Raw genomic sequence first — 18,244 nt, 5'->3', positions numbered from 1 at the left:
TGATGGAATGAGAGATATAAAAAAGTTTTTACAAAAATTGCGTCCTGTACAACTCATTGTTTTGTTTTATTTATTAGCAGTAGTTGTATCGGTAATATTACTTAGTTTACCGTTTGTTACAAAGGCTGATGTGAAATGGACATTTATCGATGCCCTCTTTACATCTGTTAGTGCGGTAAGTGTTACGGGACTGTCTGTTGTTACGATTTCAGATACATTTACTACGGCAGGAATTATTATTTTAGCCCTTATTTTACAATTGGGTGGCTTAGGAATTATGGCGTTAGGTACATTCGTTTGGATTATAACAGGAAAAAAGATTGGTTTGCAGAGAAGAAGACTGATTATGGCAGACCATAATCAAGGGAATTTATCAGGTCTTGTAGAATTGATGCGTTCTATTTTAATTGTAATTATTTCAATAGAGCTTATTGGAGCAATATTATTAGGTACAAGATTCTTACTTTACTTTCCAACTTGGCAAGAAGCCTATTTTCACGGTTTCTTTGCAGCTGTTAGTGCAACTACGAACGGCGGATTTGATTTAACAGGACAATCGCTAATTCCGTATAAAAAAGATTACATTGTTCAAATGATTCATATGTTACTTATTATTTTAGGAGCAATTGGATTCCCTGTATTAATGGAAGTGAAACAATTCCTTAGTAAAAGGAGACAGCAACTATTTCGTTTTTCGTTATTTACAAAATTGACGACAACAACATTTTTTGCGCTCGTGGTCGTTGGAACGATTATGATTTTTTTACTAGAACGAAATCATTTTTTAGCAGGAAAGTCATGGCATGAAACAGTTTTCTATACACTGTTCCAATCTGTGACGACGCGAAGCGGGGGACTTGCTACAATGGATATACTTGAATTGTCACAACCGACGCTTTTATTTATGAGTATATTAATGTTTATAGGAGCATCTCCAAGTTCGGTTGGGGGCGGGATACGTACAACAACATTTGCTGTCAGTATATTGTCACTATACACTTTTGCAAGAGGCGGGAGAACAGTTAGAGTCTTCAAACGTCAGCTACATGAAGAGGACGTGCTGAAAGCATCTGTTGTTATGACAATGGGGATTTTATTATGTGCCACAGCACTATTTATTTTATCTATTACGGAAAATGTACCGCTTATGAGTTTAATTGTTGAAGTCTGTTCTGCTTTCGGGACGACAGGACTATCGACAGGTATTACGCCAGATTTAACAACTGTTGGTAAACTTGTACTCATTGTACTTATGTTTATCGGGCGTGTCGGTATTTTAACATTTATACTAGCTAGTGGTGGAAGAGAACAGCCACCTCGCTATAAATACCCGAAAGAGAGAATTATTATTGGATAGTATGAAACCATTCTACCTATGTTAGGTAGAATGGTTTTTTAGTCGTTAATGCCAAATTGCGGATGCATAAAAGTATCCTTCTTATTATCTCCTTCTTTTTTTAGTAACTCTTGATTTTCTTCTGAAATCCACCCAATATCATTTGTAGGATGGATCCATTCTTCTCCAGCCATAATGGCAGGGTCTACATCATCACTCCAATTGTGAAGTGGACTGTTCTCGGAATCATATTTACTGTCTCCGATTACGACGTCATATTGATTTATGAAAGGTTGTTGCATCTTCTTTCCTGTTCCTTTAAAAGATGGGAAATTCATTTGATGCGGGAGCGTTTCATCTAAAATGGGTGACTGGACTTTATCTTTCTTCTTCAAAATAAGAGCTCCTTTTTAGTATGATTTCTTCATATGTAGTATTTCCATCTAGCAGTTCTTATGTACTTGTTAACACTTGCCAGTAATAATTATTTTAGCTTGCTTCAAACTAGAGTAGAAAGTGAATTTTTGAGAGCAGGTGAATGTATTGGTAAAAAGAAAAGTGAAACAAAATGCGGCAATCAACAATAATAAAACTCCGAAAGAAAGCTTACCAGATGCAGAATTTGCATTAGAGTATGAAGGAGAAAATAGCGCGAAGTATGCAAATCGTAATTCAAAAAAAGGTAAGCAAAAGTGAGGCGTTTTTTACAAACGCCTCATTTTTTTGTGGGATTATAAAGGTTTTTTTAATTATTTGTAAATTTAGTGTTCATTATTAGCAGAAAAATGCGAAAAAACATAGAAGTAGCAACGTATTACACAAAAACAAACAACAAACAAAAGATTAATGTTGGTTTAATACTGCTTTTACACTAGTTGTTTATATTTGAGTTGTACATAAGATTTGTAAAAGGAGAGAGAGATAGTGAAAAAAACAATCTTTAAAGCTGTAGCAACTGGAATGGTATTTTCGTTATTAATGGGGTGTGGTGCAAAGAAAGAAGGAAGTGCTGGGGCAAAAGTAAAAGATGATAAATTATCTGGATCATTAACTGTTTACACAGCAATTGAAGAAGAACTTGTACCAATTTATCTTGATTCTTTTAAAAAGAAATACCCAGATGTGAAGCTGAATATTGTTCGTGATTCAACTGGAGTTATTACAGCGAAATTGCTAGCTGAAGGAAAAAATACACAAGCAGATGTTGTATGGGGAACTGCAGCTTCAAGTCTATTAGCTTTAGATAAAAAAGATATGTTAAAAGGATACTCTCCAAAAGGAGCGGATCGCGTTTTACCGCAATTTAAAGATGATAAACAACCAGAAAAATGGGTAGGAAATACTGCATTTATGACGGGGATTGCTATAAATAAAGAAGAATTAAAGAAGAAAAATTTACCGATGCCAGAATCATACGAAGACTTAACGAAACCAGAGTATAAAGGAACGCTTGTTATGCCACATCCAGCATCTTCTGGAACAGGATTTTTAACAGTTTCTGCATGGTTACAAATTATGGGTGAAGATAAAGGTTGGGATTACATGAAGAAACTTCATGATAATATGGCAACTTATACTCATTCAGGTTCAAAACCAGCGAAATTAGCGGGTGCGGGTGAATATCCAGTTGGTGTATCGATGGTTTATAGTGCTTTGAAAGAGAAACAAAAAGGTGCACCAGTTGAAGTTGTATTGCCAAAAGAAGGATTAGGTTGGGAAGTAGAAGCGAACGCACTTATTAAAAAAGATAATGCAAAAAATGAAAAATTAGCGCAAGCATTTTTAGATTGGGCAATTACTGATGATGTAATGAAGTTATACTTCGAGAAAAATGGATTTGCGACAATTAAAAATGATTATAAACTTCCAGATGGATTCCCTAAAGATGTGACGGAAAAGTTATACAAAAAGAACGACTTTAAGTGGGCAGCAGAAAATCGTGACAAAATTTTAGAAAAATGGGAAAAAGAGTTTGGCCAAAAAGCAGAACCGAAAAAGTAAGTGAGTGGGAGAGAGAAAAAATGAGCGAATATTTATCAATTCAACACATTCAAAAACAGTTTGATGCATTTACAGCGTTAAAAGATATTTCTTTTACTGTGAAAAAAAATGAGTTTGTATGTTTATTAGGCCCAAGTGGTTGTGGGAAAACAACATTGCTTCGAATTTTAGCAGGGCTAGAAGAGGCGACAACAGGTAGTATAGCTGTGAATGGAAAAGATATTACAGCATTACCTCCTGGAAAGAGGAATTTCGGAATGGTGTTTCAATCCTATGCGTTATTTCCGAATTTAACAGCACTTGAAAACATTGAATACGGCTTAAAGACAAAAAAGTATGGAAAAGCAGAAGTAAAAGAAAAGGCGCTATCGGCGTTAGAACTAGTTGATTTACTGAATGTAAAAGATAAATATCCTGCTCAAATGTCTGGTGGACAACAGCAGCGAGTAGCACTTGCACGTGCACTCGCTCTGTCTCCGGATATTTTGTTACTCGATGAGCCGTTATCTGCTTTAGATGCAAAAGTACGTGAAAAGTTACGTAGAGAAATGCGTGATTTGCAAGAAAAAGTAGGAGTGACAACTATTATGGTCACGCATGATCAAGAAGAGGCATTAACGATGGCTGATAAAATTGTTGTAATGAATCATGCGGAAATTATGCAGATTGGCACACCAGAAGAGATTTACCAAAGACCAGCCAATCCGTTTGTGGCAGATTTTATTGGTTCTATTAATTTCTTTTCGAAAAATAACGAAGAATATGCAATTCGTCCGGAACATGTAACAGTCGTACAAAATAATGGTATGAAAACAATTGTAGAAAGCATGGAGTTTCGCGGATCTGTATATCGGACAGAAGTGCGCGTTATAGATGAGAAAACGCATCTATATAATGAGAAAATCGTTGTAGATATATTGGCATCAGAAGTAGAAAAAACAGTTATTAGGAAAGGAACGCCGATTCAAATCTCTTTCTCGGAAAATCATATGTTGTCATATGGAAAGAAGGTTGTTGTATAGATGGAGATGTTAGAAAATTTAAAGGTAGAAAGTACGAAAAAAAAGATTAAGAGACGTATCGGTAAAGAAGAGTGGGTACAAAGACTATTAATTATTGGTATGATTCTTGCTTTTTTGATTATGCTTGTATTGCCACTATTACAATTGTTTACACAAGCTTTTTATGATAAAGATGGAGTTTTCATTGGTGTTGCGAATTTCAGTAAATATTTCACAACCCCAACATTAGTTCAATCATTACAAAATACGATATGGATTTCGGGCGTGACAACAATTATTGCCGTGGCACTTGCTTTCGCTTACGCCTATGCAATCGCTCGTACGAATGTATTTGGAAAGCGTGTATTTCAATATGTCGCGTTGTTACCATTATTCGCACCAACGATGATGCATGGTATCGCACTTACATATTTATTTGGTAATCAAGGATTAGTAACGAAAGGGATGTTTGGTTTATTTGAAGGCATACAAATCCCTTTATATGGACCAGTAGGAATTGTAATGGCTGAAGTCATGTATACATTTCCGCAAGCATTTCTTATATTATTAATTGCTTTCCAAGGTTCTGATTATCGTTTATACGAAGCTTCTAATATGTTGGGAGCGAGTAAAATAAAGCAATTTCTCACTGTTACTTTACCTAGTGTAAAGTATGGATTAATTAGTGCGATGTTTGTTGTGTTTACACTTAGTTTTACTGATTTTGGCGCACCAAAAATTGTTGGTGGGCAATATAATGTACTTGCTACTGATGTATACAAACAAGTAATTGGACAACAAAATATGCCGATGGGGGCAACTGTCGGAATGATTTTATTAATCCCAGCTATATTTGCGTTTGCAGTTGATCGTGTTACACAAAGAAAGCAGGCAAATTTCTTATCTTCAAAAGCAGTGCCATATAGAATAACTGCTAATAAGAAAAGAGATGTAGCCTCGTTCACATATTGTAGTGTGATTACACTTATGATTATTCTTTTATTTGTGGCAGTTGGTATTGCGGCAAGTGTGAAAGTATGGCCATATAATATGAGTTTTACATTTGAACATTTTAATTTTTCGAGTTTAACAGGAGATGGACTTGAAGCATTTAAAAATAGTGTAATTGTATCAGCGGTAACAGCAGTTATTGGAGCAATTTTAACATTTATGTTCGCATATGCGATTGAAAAAATAAATCAGCTAAAGTTTTTCCGAAAAACAGGCTATTTTTTCTCAATCGTACCTTTAGCAATCCCAGGTCTAGTACTTGGATTGGGATACGTCTTTTTCTTTAGTCAACCAACGATTCAAATACTTGGATTATCAGTAACGAATCCGTTTCATTCTTTATACGGAACAATCGCTGTGTTAGTACTAGTCAATATCATTCATTTTTATTCTGTAACATTTGTTACGGCAACGACTGCTTTAAAGAAATTAGACCGAGAGTTTGAGCTTGTTTCGCAGTCGATGGGCATTCCGTTTTATAAAACATTCTTTAAAGTAACGGTACCAATGTGCTTACCAGCAATTTTAGAAATGGTCATGTACTATTTCGTAAATTCGATGGTAACTGTGTCAGCGGTTGTATTCTTATATGCAGCTGATTTTAAACTAGCGGCCGTATCAATCGTAAATATGGACGATGCAGGAAATGTAGCGCCAGCAGCTGCAATGAGTGTACTTATTGTTGTTACAAATATTGTAGTAAGAGTTGTATATGAATGGGGAACGAAAGCACTTCGGAACCGAACTTCACAATGGCAAAAAAGATAAAGTGAAACTTTAATCAGTGGGGGTGTTCCTCCCACACTGATTATTAGTTGAACCAATCGGGCGTTAACGGGCAGTTGATCTCCCACTTAACTTTTTTGCTCCAGCCGAATTTTGAGGGGGAAGTCTTACTGCCCGTTAACGCGGGATAAATAAGAAGGGTGATGGATTGTATGAAAATAGAAGCAGTTATTTTTGATTGGGCAGGTACGACAGTTGATTACGGATGTTTTGCACCACTGGAAGTATTTATGCAGATCTTCCATAAACGCGGTGTTGAAATTACAGCAGAAGAAGCCCGTAAACCAATGGGATTATTAAAAATTGATCATGTAAGGGCGCTAACAGAAATGCCTCGTATTGCGAGTGAGTGGAATCGCGTTTTCGGACAATTACCAACAGAAACAGACATTCAGGAGATGTATGAAGAATTTGAAGAGATTCTCTTCACTATTTTACCGCGCTATGCGTCGCCAATTCATGGAGTAAAGGAAGTGATTGCTTCTTTGCGCGAAAGAGGAATTAAAATTGGTTCAACGACTGGTTATACGAGAGAGATGATGGACATTGTAGCAAAAGAAGCAGCACTACAAGGATATAAACCTGATTTTATTGTAACACCAGATGATGTTCCTGCTGGGCGTCCATATCCGTGGATGTGCTATAAAAATGCGATGGAACTTGGTGTATACCCGATGAATCATATGATAAAAATTGGAGACACGGTATCAGATATGAAAGAGGGAAGAAATGCTGGTATGTGGACAGTGGGTGTAATTCTCGGTAGTAGCGAACTCGGCTTAAGTGAAGAGGAAGTGGAGAATATGGATCCAGTAGAGCTTCGTGAAAAAATAGAAGTAGTTCGTAATCGCTTTGTTGAAAATGGAGCGCACTTTACGATGGAAACGATGCAAGAACTTGAAACCGTAATGGAACATATTGAGAAACAACAACTTATTATTTCATAAAAGGGGAAGAGGATCATGACTGAAAATCACTACTTATTATTAACGCCAGGACCATTAACGACAACACAAACAGTAAAAGAAGTTATGCTATACGATTGGTGTACTTGGGATGTTGAATATAACACAATGGTGCAAGATGTAAGAGCTAAACTTGTATCGTTAGCAACGAAGGAAGAAGAGAAATATACGACTGTTCTTATGCAAGGAAGCGGTACGTTTTCAGTTGAAGCAGTAATTGGTTCTGTTATTCCTAAAAATGGAAAGTTGCTTGTTTGTACAAATGGTGCGTACGGTAAGCGAATTGTACAAATGGCAGAGATGTTACATATAGATGTGGTGATCAGTCAAACAGAAGAGTGGGAGCCTACTAATATTGTAGAAGTAGAAAAGATATTACAACAAGATAAAGAGATTACACATATTGCAGCTGTTCATTGTGAAACAACGACAGGCATTATTAATCCAATTGTAGACGTATGTAAATTAGGGAAGCAATACGGAAAAGTAACACTAGTTGATGCAATGAGTAGTTTTGGTGGTATTGAAATAGATATCGCTGAGTTGCAAATTGACTTTCTAATTAGTAGTGCGAATAAATGTATTCAAGGGGTTCCAGGGTTCGGATTTGTTATTGCAAAGCGCGATGAATTGTTGAAATGTAAAGGGCAGGCACGTTCATTATCTTTAGACTTATACGATCAATGGGAAACGATGGAAAATCAAAATGGAAAATGGCGTTTTACATCACCTACACATGTTGTACACGCTTTTTACCAAGCACTACTTGAATTAGAAAAAGAGGGCGGAGTAAAAGCACGTTACAATCGATATGATAACAATCAAAAATTATTAGTGAATCGAATGAGAGAAATCGGATTTAAGCCACTAGTAGATGAAAAATATCAATCGCCTATTATTACATCTTTCATTTATCCAGAAGAATGGTTTGATTTTGAGCAATTATACAATGAATTAAAGCGTGATGGATTTGTTATATATCCAGGGAAAATTTCAAAAGTAGATACATTCCGCATTGGAAATATCGGTGATGTACATGAGGCAGATATTAATCGCTTAGTTGATAGTATCGCTAAAGGAGTTGTTATAGGTTGAAAGTATTTTGCTTAGGTGGAGCAGGAAAAATTTGTCGTGAAGCAATTTTAGATTTAGTGCAATTTTCATCTTTTGAGACGATTACGGTAGCTGATTTTAACGAAGAAGAGGGGCTTAAAGTAGTAGAATGGCTCAACGATCCTCGCGTTGATTTTGTGAAAGTAGATGTAACGAATCATGAGGATACGGTTGCAAAAATGAAGGGCTATGACATTGTAATGGATGGTACAACAATTAAGTTAAATGGATTATCTACTCGATGTATTGCAGAAGCAGGTTGTCACGGTGTGAATTTAAATGGATTTGGTGAAGAAAATGATTCGCATTCTATATTTGTTCAAAATGGAAAAACATGTTTACCTGGGTTTGGTATGACACCAGGTGTAACGCAAATGATGGCGATGCATGCAGCAAATCAGTTACATACTGTAGAGTCAGTTCGTGTAAGTCATGGTTCATATCGTCCCATTGCTTTTTCTGCATCCATTACAGAAACAACGACATATGAATATGATCCACATTTGCCATCGCGTACAGTGTATGAAGATGGTGAGTTTAAGCAAGTGCCTCCGTTTGCGCGTCCAAGAGAAATTGAATTACCGGCGCCTTATGGTAAGGCAACGCAGTATATCATACCGCATTCTGAAACGATTACGTTAGCAAAAGCATTAGAAAATAAAGGCGTTAAACTAATAGAGACGAGAGGAACTTGGCCAAAGCAAAATATGCAGCTCGTACGTGCATTGTATGATTACGGTATATTGCGTAATGATCCAGTTGAAATAAATGGAAAAGAAATCGGTATAATGGATTGTATTTCGAAGTATTTATTGCAATCGAAAGAAGGACAAGAAACAGAGATTTACGGTTATGCACTTCATGTAGAAGTAATAGGTATGAAAAATAATGAGAAACAAAGACGCGTATTATATCATACACACCCGTTATCTGATGGATCTGTTGTAGGATGGGAAAAATTAAGAGCTTATACGAGAAACGTCGGTATTCCATTTGGGATTGCTACAGAGTTAATCGCAAAAGGGAATGTAAATAAAGTTGGTGTTGTGACACCCGAGGAAGCTTTTGTCAAACCACAAATTATTTTTGATGAACTAAAAAAGCGTGGTATTCATATTCACGAGGAAGTTTTCGTTGAAAAGGAAAGTTATAACTTTGTATAGGTAAGGCAGTGTATGAGGTAGAAATCAATGGGGTGAGGTTATGTCTGTAGTAGGTGAAGAAAGAAAGCGAACCATTCTTGAGAAGGTAGAGTTTAAAGGGAAGGTAAAGGTTTCAGAATTAGCGAGAGAGTTTGCTGTATCAACAGAGACGATTCGTCGTTATTTAGAAGAATTAGATCGTGAAAAGAAGTTGAAGAAAGTGTATGGTGGAGCAGTCCAACTTCCGGGAGCTGGAATAGAGGCACCAATGTTAGAACGAGAGATGCTACATATAGAAGAGAAGAAGCGAATTGGGTATAAAGCAGCAACATTTGTAGAAGATGGAGATGTTATTGCGATTGATGACGGAAGTACACCACTTCAAATGGTACCATATCTTGTACATCGCAAAAATTTAACGATTGTAACAAGTTCATTTCCAGTAGCGACACAATTAATTTCTTCTATTAATAAAAAGATGTTTCACGGTGAAGTTTTATTTATTGGTGGAAAAGTATCTCCAAAACATTCACGCGTATCAGGATCTATTTCGCAGCAAGTCATCCAGCAATTTCATTTTCATAAAGCATTTGTTTCGATTGATGGATTATTACCTGGTTTTGGAGTTTCTAGTTTTGAATTAGAAAAGGCGAAACTGTCAGAAGCGATGATGAAATTAGCAGAGAAAACATATATTTTATGTGATCATACAAAGGTAGGCGTAAAAGGAAATTACCGAATAGCAGCGTTTTCGCGCATTCAACATGTAATTTGTGATAAGAAAATGCCCTATAGTTTTGAAGAGGAAGTTAAAAGGCATAATATTCAATGGACAATTTGTTAAATACGTGGAACTCCCACCTGATTGTGAGGTGGGAGTTTTACTGCTTGCAAATAGCGGGATAAAAGATTTGTATTTATGCAAAAAAAGTGGACACATTTTCCCATCTCTTTCATATAATTTACCAATACAAAAAAAGTTGGTCGAAGGAAAGAAGGGAAAGTATGTCAGAACGGATATATAATAAACTTGTCTTGTATGCAAATATTTTGCAAAAAATTGGTGTCATCAATGAGAAGGAAAAAAATGAAATTCTTCATACGATAGGTAAAAAAGCTCTTTGAATACAGGGCTTTTTTTATTTTTTACCTTTACAAATATAAGTTTAATGTAATATTCTCATTGACAATGATAATGATATTCATTATCATTTATTTGTAAGTGATTGATAAACGTTATCAATTATAAATATTATATATGATAGGGGACATTATTTTGAAAAAAAATTATATGAAGGCGCTAGTAGTAGCGACAACATTAGCAATTCCATTTGCTGCATACTCTACTCCAGCGTTAGCAGCAATAAAAATTGAAGCAAACCAATCGGTAGCGGCAGCTAGTGAACGTACATACGATACTGAGATTAAAATATATAAGGACCAAAAAGACGAGCCATCTATGGTTTCTCAATATATAAAAGATCCTAAAGTAACGATTGCGGACGGAAAAAAACTTGTAACTGTAACAATGCAAGATAGCGATTATTTTCAATACCTTAGAATAGAGGATAACAACCAACCTGGCGTATTTCATGATGTAAAAGTTTTGTCAGAAGATAAGAGGAAGAATGGAACGAAAGTAGTTCAATTTGAAATTGGCGAGTTTGAGAAGAAGCACAATATGCAAATGCATATACTTATTCCGGCTATTGGATATGATCACAAATATCAAGTTCAATTTGAAATTAAAGATCCAACTGTAGGTGACAAAGAAACAGAGAAACCAGATGATAACTCTAATTCAGGCAATACGGAAACGGATAATCCAGTTGATAATCAAAATATGATAACAGATAACAAATTAAGAGAGCTTGTTAATAAAAAAGTATTTAATAGAAAAGATTTAAATACACCAATCACGAAAGAAGAGTTATTACAAGTAAAGGACTTGTTTTTAAATACGAATGAGATACTGGATTATAGTGCATTAAAATATATGCCAAATTTAAAATCTTTAACAGTTGCGAATGCGAAGATAAAAGATCCATCATTCTTTACGAGCCTAAAACAATTGAAACATTTAGCTTTACGTGGTAATGAATTTTCAGATGTAACACCACTTGTTAAGATGGATAATTTAGATTCTCTTGATTTAAGTAATAATAAAATTACGAACGTTGCACCACTAATTGAAATGAAAAATGTAAAAAGTTTATATTTATCAGGCAACCAAATAGAAGATGTAACAGCATTAGCGAAAATGGAACAACTAGATTACTTGAATTTAGCAAATAATAAAATTACGAATGTTGCGCCATTAAGCGCGTTGAAAAATGTAACATACTTAACTTTAGCAGGTAATCAAATTGAAGATATTAAACCGTTATATTCATTACCTTTAAAAGACTTAGTATTAACACGTAATAAAGTAAAAGATTTATCCGGTATTGAGCAAATGAAGCAATTAGAAGAATTGTGGATCGGGAAAAATGAAATAAAAGATGTTACTCCTCTAAGTAAGATGACACAGTTAAAACAATTACACTTACCTAACAATGAGTTAAAGGATATTACTCCATTATCAAGTCTAGTAAAATTACAAAAGCTTGATTTAGAAGCGAATTATATTTCAGACTTAACACCAGCTAGCAATTTGAAAAAGTTAGTATTCTTAAGTTTTGTTGCAAATGAAATTCGTGATGTTCGACCAGTTATAGAACTAAGTAAAACAGCCTATATCAATGTTCAAAATCAAAAAGTATTTTTAGAGGAAACAGAAGTAAATAAAGAAATAAAAGTACCTATATACGAGAAAGATGGTAAAATTTCTACAAAAATTCGTTTAAAGAGCGAAGGTGGTACGTATAGTAATGATGTAGTTAAGTGGAGTACACCAGGTGAGAAAGTATATGAATTTGGTGTAAAAGATCCATTTGCGGATACAGGAATCTTCTTCACAGGATCTGTGATTCAAAATGTGTTAGAAAGTAAAGGAGATAATACTTCTAAAGAAGACAATAATTCTAAAGAAGATGAAAAAGTAGGAGTAGTAGAATTTAAAGATGTACCGAAAGGACATTGGTCAGAGGAAGCAATTCATTATTTAGCGAAAGAAAATATTTTCAAGGGGTATGGAAATGGACAATTTGGATTTGGGGATCGTATTACTCGTGGACAAGTTGCGTCTTTAGTACAAAGGTATTTGAAATTAGAAAATAAAGTAGAGCAGAAAGAGAGATTTACAGATACGAAAGGACATATGTTTGAGCAAGATATTGCTACAGTTGCGCAAGCTGGAATTATGCAAGGAGATGGCACTAGGGAGTTTCGTCCAGATGGAGTATTAACTCGATACGAAATGTCTGTAGTATTATATAAAGTATTTCAGCTAAAAGAAGATGAAAATAATAAAGTGAACTTTAATGATGTATCAACTGGTCATTGGGCAGAAGGATATGTGAAAGCGTTAGCGGACAATAACATATCAAAAGGTGATGGAAAAGGAAACTTTTTAGGTGATGATTTTGTAACACGTGAACAATATGCACAGTTCTTATATAACGCAATAATGAAATAAAAGATGAGAAAATACGTTATTCTTTGATTGAAAAAGAATAACGTATTTTTTATGTATAAAATGAAATAGTCAATATACAGGAGTATAGACATATGAATAGCCCTTTTTAAAGAAGAGACGTGAAACTATATTGACAAAAAGGCGTTCTCATGTGATAATTCAATTAAATTTTTAGAATAATCAAAAAATACTCCTTTTACATAGAAAGGATTCGAACATTATATGAATATTACGCCGGGGGTGACGAAATGTTATTTTTTCTAAAGAAATGGAATGAATTAAAAGATGTGAAATCTGAACTAGCACTTCGTGATTGGTTTTATGGTACAAAAATTAGCTTATCACTTTGTACGTCAAAAGAGCCGTTAACTTTTTTAGTAAACGTTGAAGGAAGAGATAAAGGGTTATTTTCAGAAGAAGATTTTATTGTTGTAAACTGTATGTGTGAACCAGTATTTGAAAATGAAGAAAAACCAGCTGCGGAATCATTTATGCATGCAGATATTTATAAAAAAAGTAGTGCAGAATGTATTTTACAAGTACAGACTGTAGATAGTCATTTAATATCAGAGTTGTATGGAGAAAAAGGGGAAGTAACATTCGATAAACGTAGCGTGGAACGTGTTTTTGGAAAAGAAGGTATAACAGAAATGACAATTCCCATTGTAGAAGATGAGAAAAAATTCGCTGATTTATTAGAAAATAATGTGCCGAATTTTAGTGAAGGTGGAGGAGTAGTTCTCGTTCATAATTATGGCATGATTGTGTGGGGAAAAACTCCAGAATACGCGAAAAAATGGTTGGAGGGTATAGAATATTTAATGAACTACCATGTAAAATTGTTAATGATAAAAGGTGCAAAGAGTTCTGTTATATGAAATGTTTGTGATTTCGTTACAAATCCACAAATGAATGAAAGCGTTTTAAAAAATAATTTTACTCATAAAATATAGGTCTCCTTATTATATATAGATTACATGTTGACATGTAAGGAGGAACATATTTTGCGAGTTAAATATCATTTTCTGCCAAAACAGCAAGTAACATTTTGCAAAATGAACGATTCAGGTAAGAAGGCTCTGCAAATTATGAATGAAACGGGATTTCGAGCAATCCCTGTATTAGCAGAAGATGAAAAGAAATTCATGGGGATTATTTATAAAGTGGATCTTTTAGAAAAGAAGTGTAATGGTGGATTAGAGGAATTAAGTACGGAACATATGCTAGAAGATTCCGCTGCATTTATTTTTGAAAAGGACTCTTTTTTCAGAGCATTTTATGTTATTCGTCGTTTGCCGTTTTTAGCTGTACTAAATGATTATAATGAATTTGTTGGCATCTTAACTCATTCCAATATATTTGATGTTATTGAGGATTCATTTGGTATGCGGACGGGTGGTTATATATTAACGATTGCAACACAAGATTGTAAGGGAACGATTAAAGAACTTGGGACATTGTTGAAAGCATTTCATATCGGTGGACTATTTACGCTAGATAACGGCGATCAATATATTCGCCGCGTTATTGTCAATATAACAGATGAGTTAAATGAAAAAAGATTAAAGCAATTAATCGAAAAAATAGAGAAAAAAGGATTCAGGGTGAGTCATGTAGATTATATTTAAGATGAAAAGGAAAGGGAGCAATTTGCTATATGCAGATTGCTCTCTTTTTTTAGTTTGAGTCATGAATTTTATTTTGAAACAGGAGGCGGAGATAATGCTAAATCGGATAAAAAAATAAAATCTGCATGTTCACGAATTTTAGGAATAGAGGTTTCTATAACACGTGATGTAATTTCACCTGGAGGCCCAACATGTCCGATAGCTACCATAATCGGTTTTTCTTGAAGTTTTTTAATGAGTAATTGGGCTTGTTTTGAAATATGTGCCGCTGTGTATACGTCATCAAAAAATAATTGATTTTCAATAATTGGCACTCCTAATTCTTTCCCGATTTTTGGGACGACACTTTTAGGATTTGTTTTGCTATCTAAATAAAATAAACCGTGTTTTTTACAAGCTGCAAGTATAAGTCGTACAATTCTTTCGTCTGCAGTCACTTTTGATCCCATATGATTATTCATCCCAATTGCATGTGGCACTTCTTGAATCGCTTGTTCGAGTCGGTTGTTTATTTCTTCGTCGCTTAAATCAGTTGTAATTGCTTTTGGTCCAAGCCATTCTTTTTTACCTTTAATCGGTTCCATTGGCATATGTATAATAACTTCGTGTCCTTTCTTATGAGCCGCTATCGCATCTTCCTTTGTGGAAGGAAGAAAGGGCATAACAGCAACAGTTAGTGGAATAGGAAGTGATAACATTTTATCAGTTCCTTTCATATTATTGCCGAAGTCATCAATGACAATAGCTACTTTATTTGTATGAGCCTTGGCCTCAACAGGAAACAAGAAGGATGGTAAGAACATAGTCAAAATAAGCAATGCAATCGTATATTTGCGCATATAAATATTTCCTTTCTATATTATCAATCATCATTATGGTTTGCGTTTTTATATAAATTAAACAAAAAATGTCGAAGAAAAGTATATGGAAAATAGAGAATCCCCTATTTAATTGGTGTTTGTAAAAAAAGAAGATGAAAAAATTGTCTATTATTGCGAATGTATTTACAAAGATAGAATAATTTGTAATAATTCTCAAAGTGAGGGTAAAGATTTGTAAATTACAGGGAGAAAATGTTAAATTTTCTGATTCTTCAAATTCAAATATGATTAAGTGGTTAAAAGTTCAATGGAGAAGTAAAGTAGAGAGCATGGAAGTATAATAAGGGGGATATGAATGTTTACTGTAAAAAGGAAGTACACATTAGAAAAGCTTTCACGTGATATTCATATGAAACGTGAAGAGATGATTCAATTAGGTTTAACGAGTGGGTTAAATAGTATGGAGACGATTCAAGTGAGTCAAGAATTGGACAAGCTTATTTTACAGTACCAGCGTTATAAAGAAAAACAAACACCAAAATGGTTATCAATTATAAAGGTACCTATTTTTCAAATTGGGTATGAAGGGAAATCAAGTAATTTTTGGCGAATGCTTGTGGCTGGTTTTATGAAATAAGTATAATTACCCTTTAGGGATAAGGATAATTATACTATGTGTAACGGAATTTCGATATGAACTGTCGTTCCTTCGTTTTCTATACTGTTAATAAAAATATGCCCGTTGTACATCTCTACAATTCGTTTACATATGACAAGTCCAAGACCTGTTCCAGTATCTTTATTAGTAAAGAACGGATGAAAGAGGTGTTTTTGAATATGTTTTGGAATCCCTTTTCCAGTATCTATAATTTGCAATTGTGCGTGTGTTTCATTGTTTGTTACGAAAATAGTTAGTGTATCGCCAGAAGTCATAGCTTCAATTGCATTTTTTGTAATGTTTAAAACCACTTGTTTCATATGGTCTTTTGAGCACCGGATGTGAACAGGACGGTCTGGCAAATGTAAATGGAATACAATATTATGTAGATTCGCCTCAGATTGAATAATTAATGCTACCTCATTTAGAATGGTTCTCACATCATATGTTTGTTCAATGATTGCAGTTGGCTTTCCAAGAATAAGGAATTCACTTACAATTTCATTAATTCGTTCTATTTCTTGTTCGATGATGGAAAAATAGAACTGATCTTGTTCATCTTTATATTTCTCTTTTAATAGAGCGACGAGCCCTTTAATTCCGGTAAGTGGATTACGGATTTCGTGGGCTGTACTAGCTGCAAAAGTTCCAACTAATTCAATTTTTTGTAGTTCATTTTGTTGTCTTTCCAGTTTTGTTTGTCGTTTTAACAACATATATTGAGCGAGTAAAAATAAAATTGACATTAAAAATAAAGTAGCTATACATTCTACGGCAACCCACTGGTTTAAAGTTTTTTGATGAATAGGTAACGGAGAAACAGAGACCTTCCAATCTAATCTTTGGAGTGGAGTAGTAAGCATATTAGAATGCGCATCACTTGTTTCGTTATTATCATCGGTTAGAAAAACTACATCATACTTATCAGTTACTTCAAAATGGTATTGTGGCTTAATGGCATTTAAAGATGATGAAATGTAGTCAAAGCGTAAACTTGCTAACAATAAGCCTGAGAGCTCCTTCTGTTTATTAAAAATGGGGGAAGCAATCATAATAGCTTGATGGCCAAGAACACGATCTGTAATGACGGATGATACAGTTGTTTTCTTAGTTTGTAATGCGTTTTGAATATATTTACGATCTGAGACATCAACAGGTGGTCGGTCACCTTCCGATGCGATTGTAATGATACCTTCTGGTGTAGCGTAATATAGACCAGAAAAACGTGCATCGTTTCCATCTGTATCATGTACAATTTCTTTCATCCCATTAATATTTCCAGTCTCGGTTCCTACGACCTTTGCGAGCATTTCTAGGGCAGAAATTGCTTCACCAAGGTGGTGATCTAAATAGTCTCTATATAAAAAGAGAACCGTATGGGCAACTTGTTTATTTTCTTGTTTCATTTTATACGAATGATATGAATAAAATGTAGCACCAATCCCTATTGTTGGTAGGATAACAAGCAATATATATAAAACTATGCTGTGGAATTTGAATTTCAAATTTGGTACTCCTTCTTTTTTATTATCATTATATATAAACTATGTTAAAATTGTCATGTTTTTATTCAAGAATCATTCATAATATATTTGGGGAGAGGTAATGAATGAGTGAATACTCATTCGGAATTTATATGAAGTACTATTTTGTTCTTTTTATTACTGAGAATTTAAGTGAAGGGTTGAAAGTTGTATGACATCAAATAATGAACGAGAAGATATTTCTCAATCTTTAAAAGTATTTATTGCATTATCTCGTGTACATCGTTCTGTTATGGATACTACAAATAAGTCTATACAAAGTAACGGTTTAAATCCAACTGAGTTTGCTGTATTAGAACTGCTATATCATAAAGGCGGTCAACCACTTCAGCAAATTGGTGAGCGTATTTTAATAGCTAGTGGCAGCATTACATATGTTGTAGATAAGTTAGAGAAAAAGGGACTAGTAAAGAGAATTCCGTGCCCGAATGACAGACGTGTTATTTATGCACAATTAACTGAATCTGGAGAGAACTTTATTGCTTCTATTTTTCCAGGGCATGAGCAAGTTATTCATCAGTCTTTTGAAATGTTAACGAAAGAGGAAAAGGACGAATTACTTGATCTATTAAAAAAGATTGGAAAGTATGAAAAGTAATAATATGTTCCAAAGGAGCTTTGGATAAAGAAATCCAAAGCTTTTTTGTTTACATGTAATGAT

At 34.4% G+C, this 18,244-nt stretch carries 17 protein-coding genes; 14 read left to right on the top strand and 3 right to left on the bottom strand.

The window, feature by feature from the left end; genetic code table 11:
- Positions 1 to 7 precede the first annotated feature (7 nt).
- Positions 8 to 1,357: a TrkH family potassium uptake protein gene (locus ACTFRS_RS17640; RefSeq protein ID WP_001204696.1), complete on the top strand. Its 1,350-nt coding sequence runs from the start codon at positions 8 to 10 to the stop codon at positions 1,355 to 1,357.
- Between the two features lie 38 nt (positions 1,358 to 1,395).
- Here ACTFRS_RS17640 and ACTFRS_RS17635 read toward each other — a convergent pair whose 3' ends face one another.
- Positions 1,396 to 1,731, bottom strand: coding sequence for a DUF3905 domain-containing protein (locus tag ACTFRS_RS17635; RefSeq protein ID WP_139869678.1), 336 nt, complete (start codon positions 1,729 to 1,731; stop codon positions 1,396 to 1,398).
- Positions 1,732 to 1,879: 148 nt separating this feature from the next.
- On the opposite strand from ACTFRS_RS17635, the gene ACTFRS_RS17630 reads away from it, so the two are divergent.
- The 11 genes from ACTFRS_RS17630 (at position 1,880) to cbpA (ending at position 14,560) form a co-directional block, all read left to right on the top strand.
- The gene (locus ACTFRS_RS17630) at positions 1,880 to 2,032 is read left to right on the top strand and encodes a hypothetical protein (protein WP_000240799.1); all 153 of its coding nucleotides are present in this window, start codon (positions 1,880 to 1,882) and stop codon (positions 2,030 to 2,032) included.
- A gap of 228 nt (positions 2,033 to 2,260) precedes the next feature.
- Positions 2,261 to 3,337 carry a putative 2-aminoethylphosphonate ABC transporter substrate-binding protein gene (locus tag ACTFRS_RS17625; RefSeq protein ID WP_440023551.1) on the top strand — a complete coding sequence of 359 codons (1,077 nt, stop codon included), beginning with the start codon at positions 2,261 to 2,263 and terminating at the stop codon, positions 3,335 to 3,337.
- A 20-nt stretch (positions 3,338 to 3,357) separates the two neighbouring features.
- The gene (locus ACTFRS_RS17620) at positions 3,358 to 4,359 is read left to right on the top strand and encodes a putative 2-aminoethylphosphonate ABC transporter ATP-binding protein (protein ID WP_139869677.1); all 1,002 of its coding nucleotides are present in this window, start codon (positions 3,358 to 3,360) and stop codon (positions 4,357 to 4,359) included.
- Positions 4,360 to 6,117 carry a putative 2-aminoethylphosphonate ABC transporter permease subunit gene (locus tag ACTFRS_RS17615; RefSeq protein WP_440023553.1) on the top strand — a complete coding sequence of 586 codons (1,758 nt, stop codon included), beginning with the start codon at positions 4,360 to 4,362 and terminating at the stop codon, positions 6,115 to 6,117. It abuts the gene before it with no gap.
- 170 nt (positions 6,118 to 6,287) lie between these two features.
- Positions 6,288 to 7,082, top strand: coding sequence for a phosphonoacetaldehyde hydrolase (gene phnX / locus ACTFRS_RS17610; RefSeq protein WP_139869675.1), 795 nt, complete (start codon positions 6,288 to 6,290; stop codon positions 7,080 to 7,082).
- A 15-nt stretch (positions 7,083 to 7,097) separates the two neighbouring features.
- Entirely contained in the window at positions 7,098 to 8,195 is a 1,098-nt protein-coding gene (phnW, locus tag ACTFRS_RS17605; RefSeq protein WP_139869674.1) for a 2-aminoethylphosphonate--pyruvate transaminase, read from the top strand.
- Positions 8,192 to 9,376 carry a saccharopine dehydrogenase family protein gene (locus ACTFRS_RS17600; protein WP_242294413.1) on the top strand — a complete coding sequence of 395 codons (1,185 nt, stop codon included), beginning with the start codon at positions 8,192 to 8,194 and terminating at the stop codon, positions 9,374 to 9,376. The genes phnW and ACTFRS_RS17600 overlap by 4 nt, the downstream gene beginning before the upstream one ends.
- A gap of 40 nt (positions 9,377 to 9,416) precedes the next feature.
- The gene (locus tag ACTFRS_RS17595; RefSeq protein ID WP_000117662.1) at positions 9,417 to 10,199 is read left to right on the top strand and encodes a DeoR/GlpR family DNA-binding transcription regulator; all 783 of its coding nucleotides are present in this window, start codon (positions 9,417 to 9,419) and stop codon (positions 10,197 to 10,199) included.
- 414 nt (positions 10,200 to 10,613) lie between these two features.
- On the top strand, positions 10,614 to 12,932 hold the full coding sequence (locus tag ACTFRS_RS17590) for an NEAT domain-containing leucine-rich repeat protein (protein ID WP_440023556.1): 2,319 nt from the start codon (positions 10,614 to 10,616) through the stop codon (positions 12,930 to 12,932).
- Positions 12,933 to 13,180: 248 nt separating this feature from the next.
- Positions 13,181 to 13,810 (top strand): class II aldolase/adducin family protein, encoded by a 630-nt coding sequence (locus ACTFRS_RS17585; RefSeq protein WP_000895997.1) that lies wholly within the window; start codon positions 13,181 to 13,183, stop codon positions 13,808 to 13,810.
- A gap of 126 nt (positions 13,811 to 13,936) precedes the next feature.
- A complete protein-coding gene (cbpA, locus tag ACTFRS_RS17580; protein ID WP_001264217.1) occupies positions 13,937 to 14,560 on the top strand; it encodes a cyclic di-AMP binding protein CbpA in 624 nt (207 codons plus the stop codon).
- A 68-nt stretch (positions 14,561 to 14,628) separates the two neighbouring features.
- On the opposite strand, the gene ACTFRS_RS17575 is transcribed toward cbpA, so the two are convergent.
- Positions 14,629 to 15,399: a divergent polysaccharide deacetylase family protein gene (locus ACTFRS_RS17575; protein ID WP_001234123.1), complete on the bottom strand. Its 771-nt coding sequence runs from the start codon at positions 15,397 to 15,399 to the stop codon at positions 14,629 to 14,631.
- Positions 15,400 to 15,736: 337 nt separating this feature from the next.
- Between ACTFRS_RS17575 and ACTFRS_RS17570 the strand changes: the two genes are divergently transcribed.
- A complete protein-coding gene (locus ACTFRS_RS17570) occupies positions 15,737 to 16,018 on the top strand; it encodes an aspartyl-phosphate phosphatase Spo0E family protein (protein WP_000495533.1) in 282 nt (93 codons plus the stop codon).
- A 29-nt stretch (positions 16,019 to 16,047) separates the two neighbouring features.
- Here the strand turns inward: ACTFRS_RS17570 and ACTFRS_RS17565 are convergent, their stop codons facing one another.
- Complete coding sequence (locus ACTFRS_RS17565) at positions 16,048 to 17,544, bottom strand: DUF3149 domain-containing protein (RefSeq protein WP_242294217.1); 1,497 nt, start codon at positions 17,542 to 17,544, stop codon at positions 16,048 to 16,050.
- A gap of 190 nt (positions 17,545 to 17,734) precedes the next feature.
- On the opposite strand from ACTFRS_RS17565, the gene ACTFRS_RS17560 reads away from it, so the two are divergent.
- A complete protein-coding gene (locus ACTFRS_RS17560; RefSeq protein WP_000203340.1) occupies positions 17,735 to 18,181 on the top strand; it encodes a MarR family winged helix-turn-helix transcriptional regulator in 447 nt (148 codons plus the stop codon).
- Positions 18,182 to 18,244: the final 63 nt, after the last annotated feature.

Source organism: Bacillus cereus group sp. MYBK139-1 (assembly GCF_051916915.1).
Lineage (GTDB): Bacteria > Bacillota > Bacilli > Bacillales > Bacillaceae_G > Bacillus_A > Bacillus_A pacificus.
The sequence above is the reverse complement of the archived record's forward strand: the minus strand, read 5'-3'. Positions and strand labels throughout refer to the sequence as shown.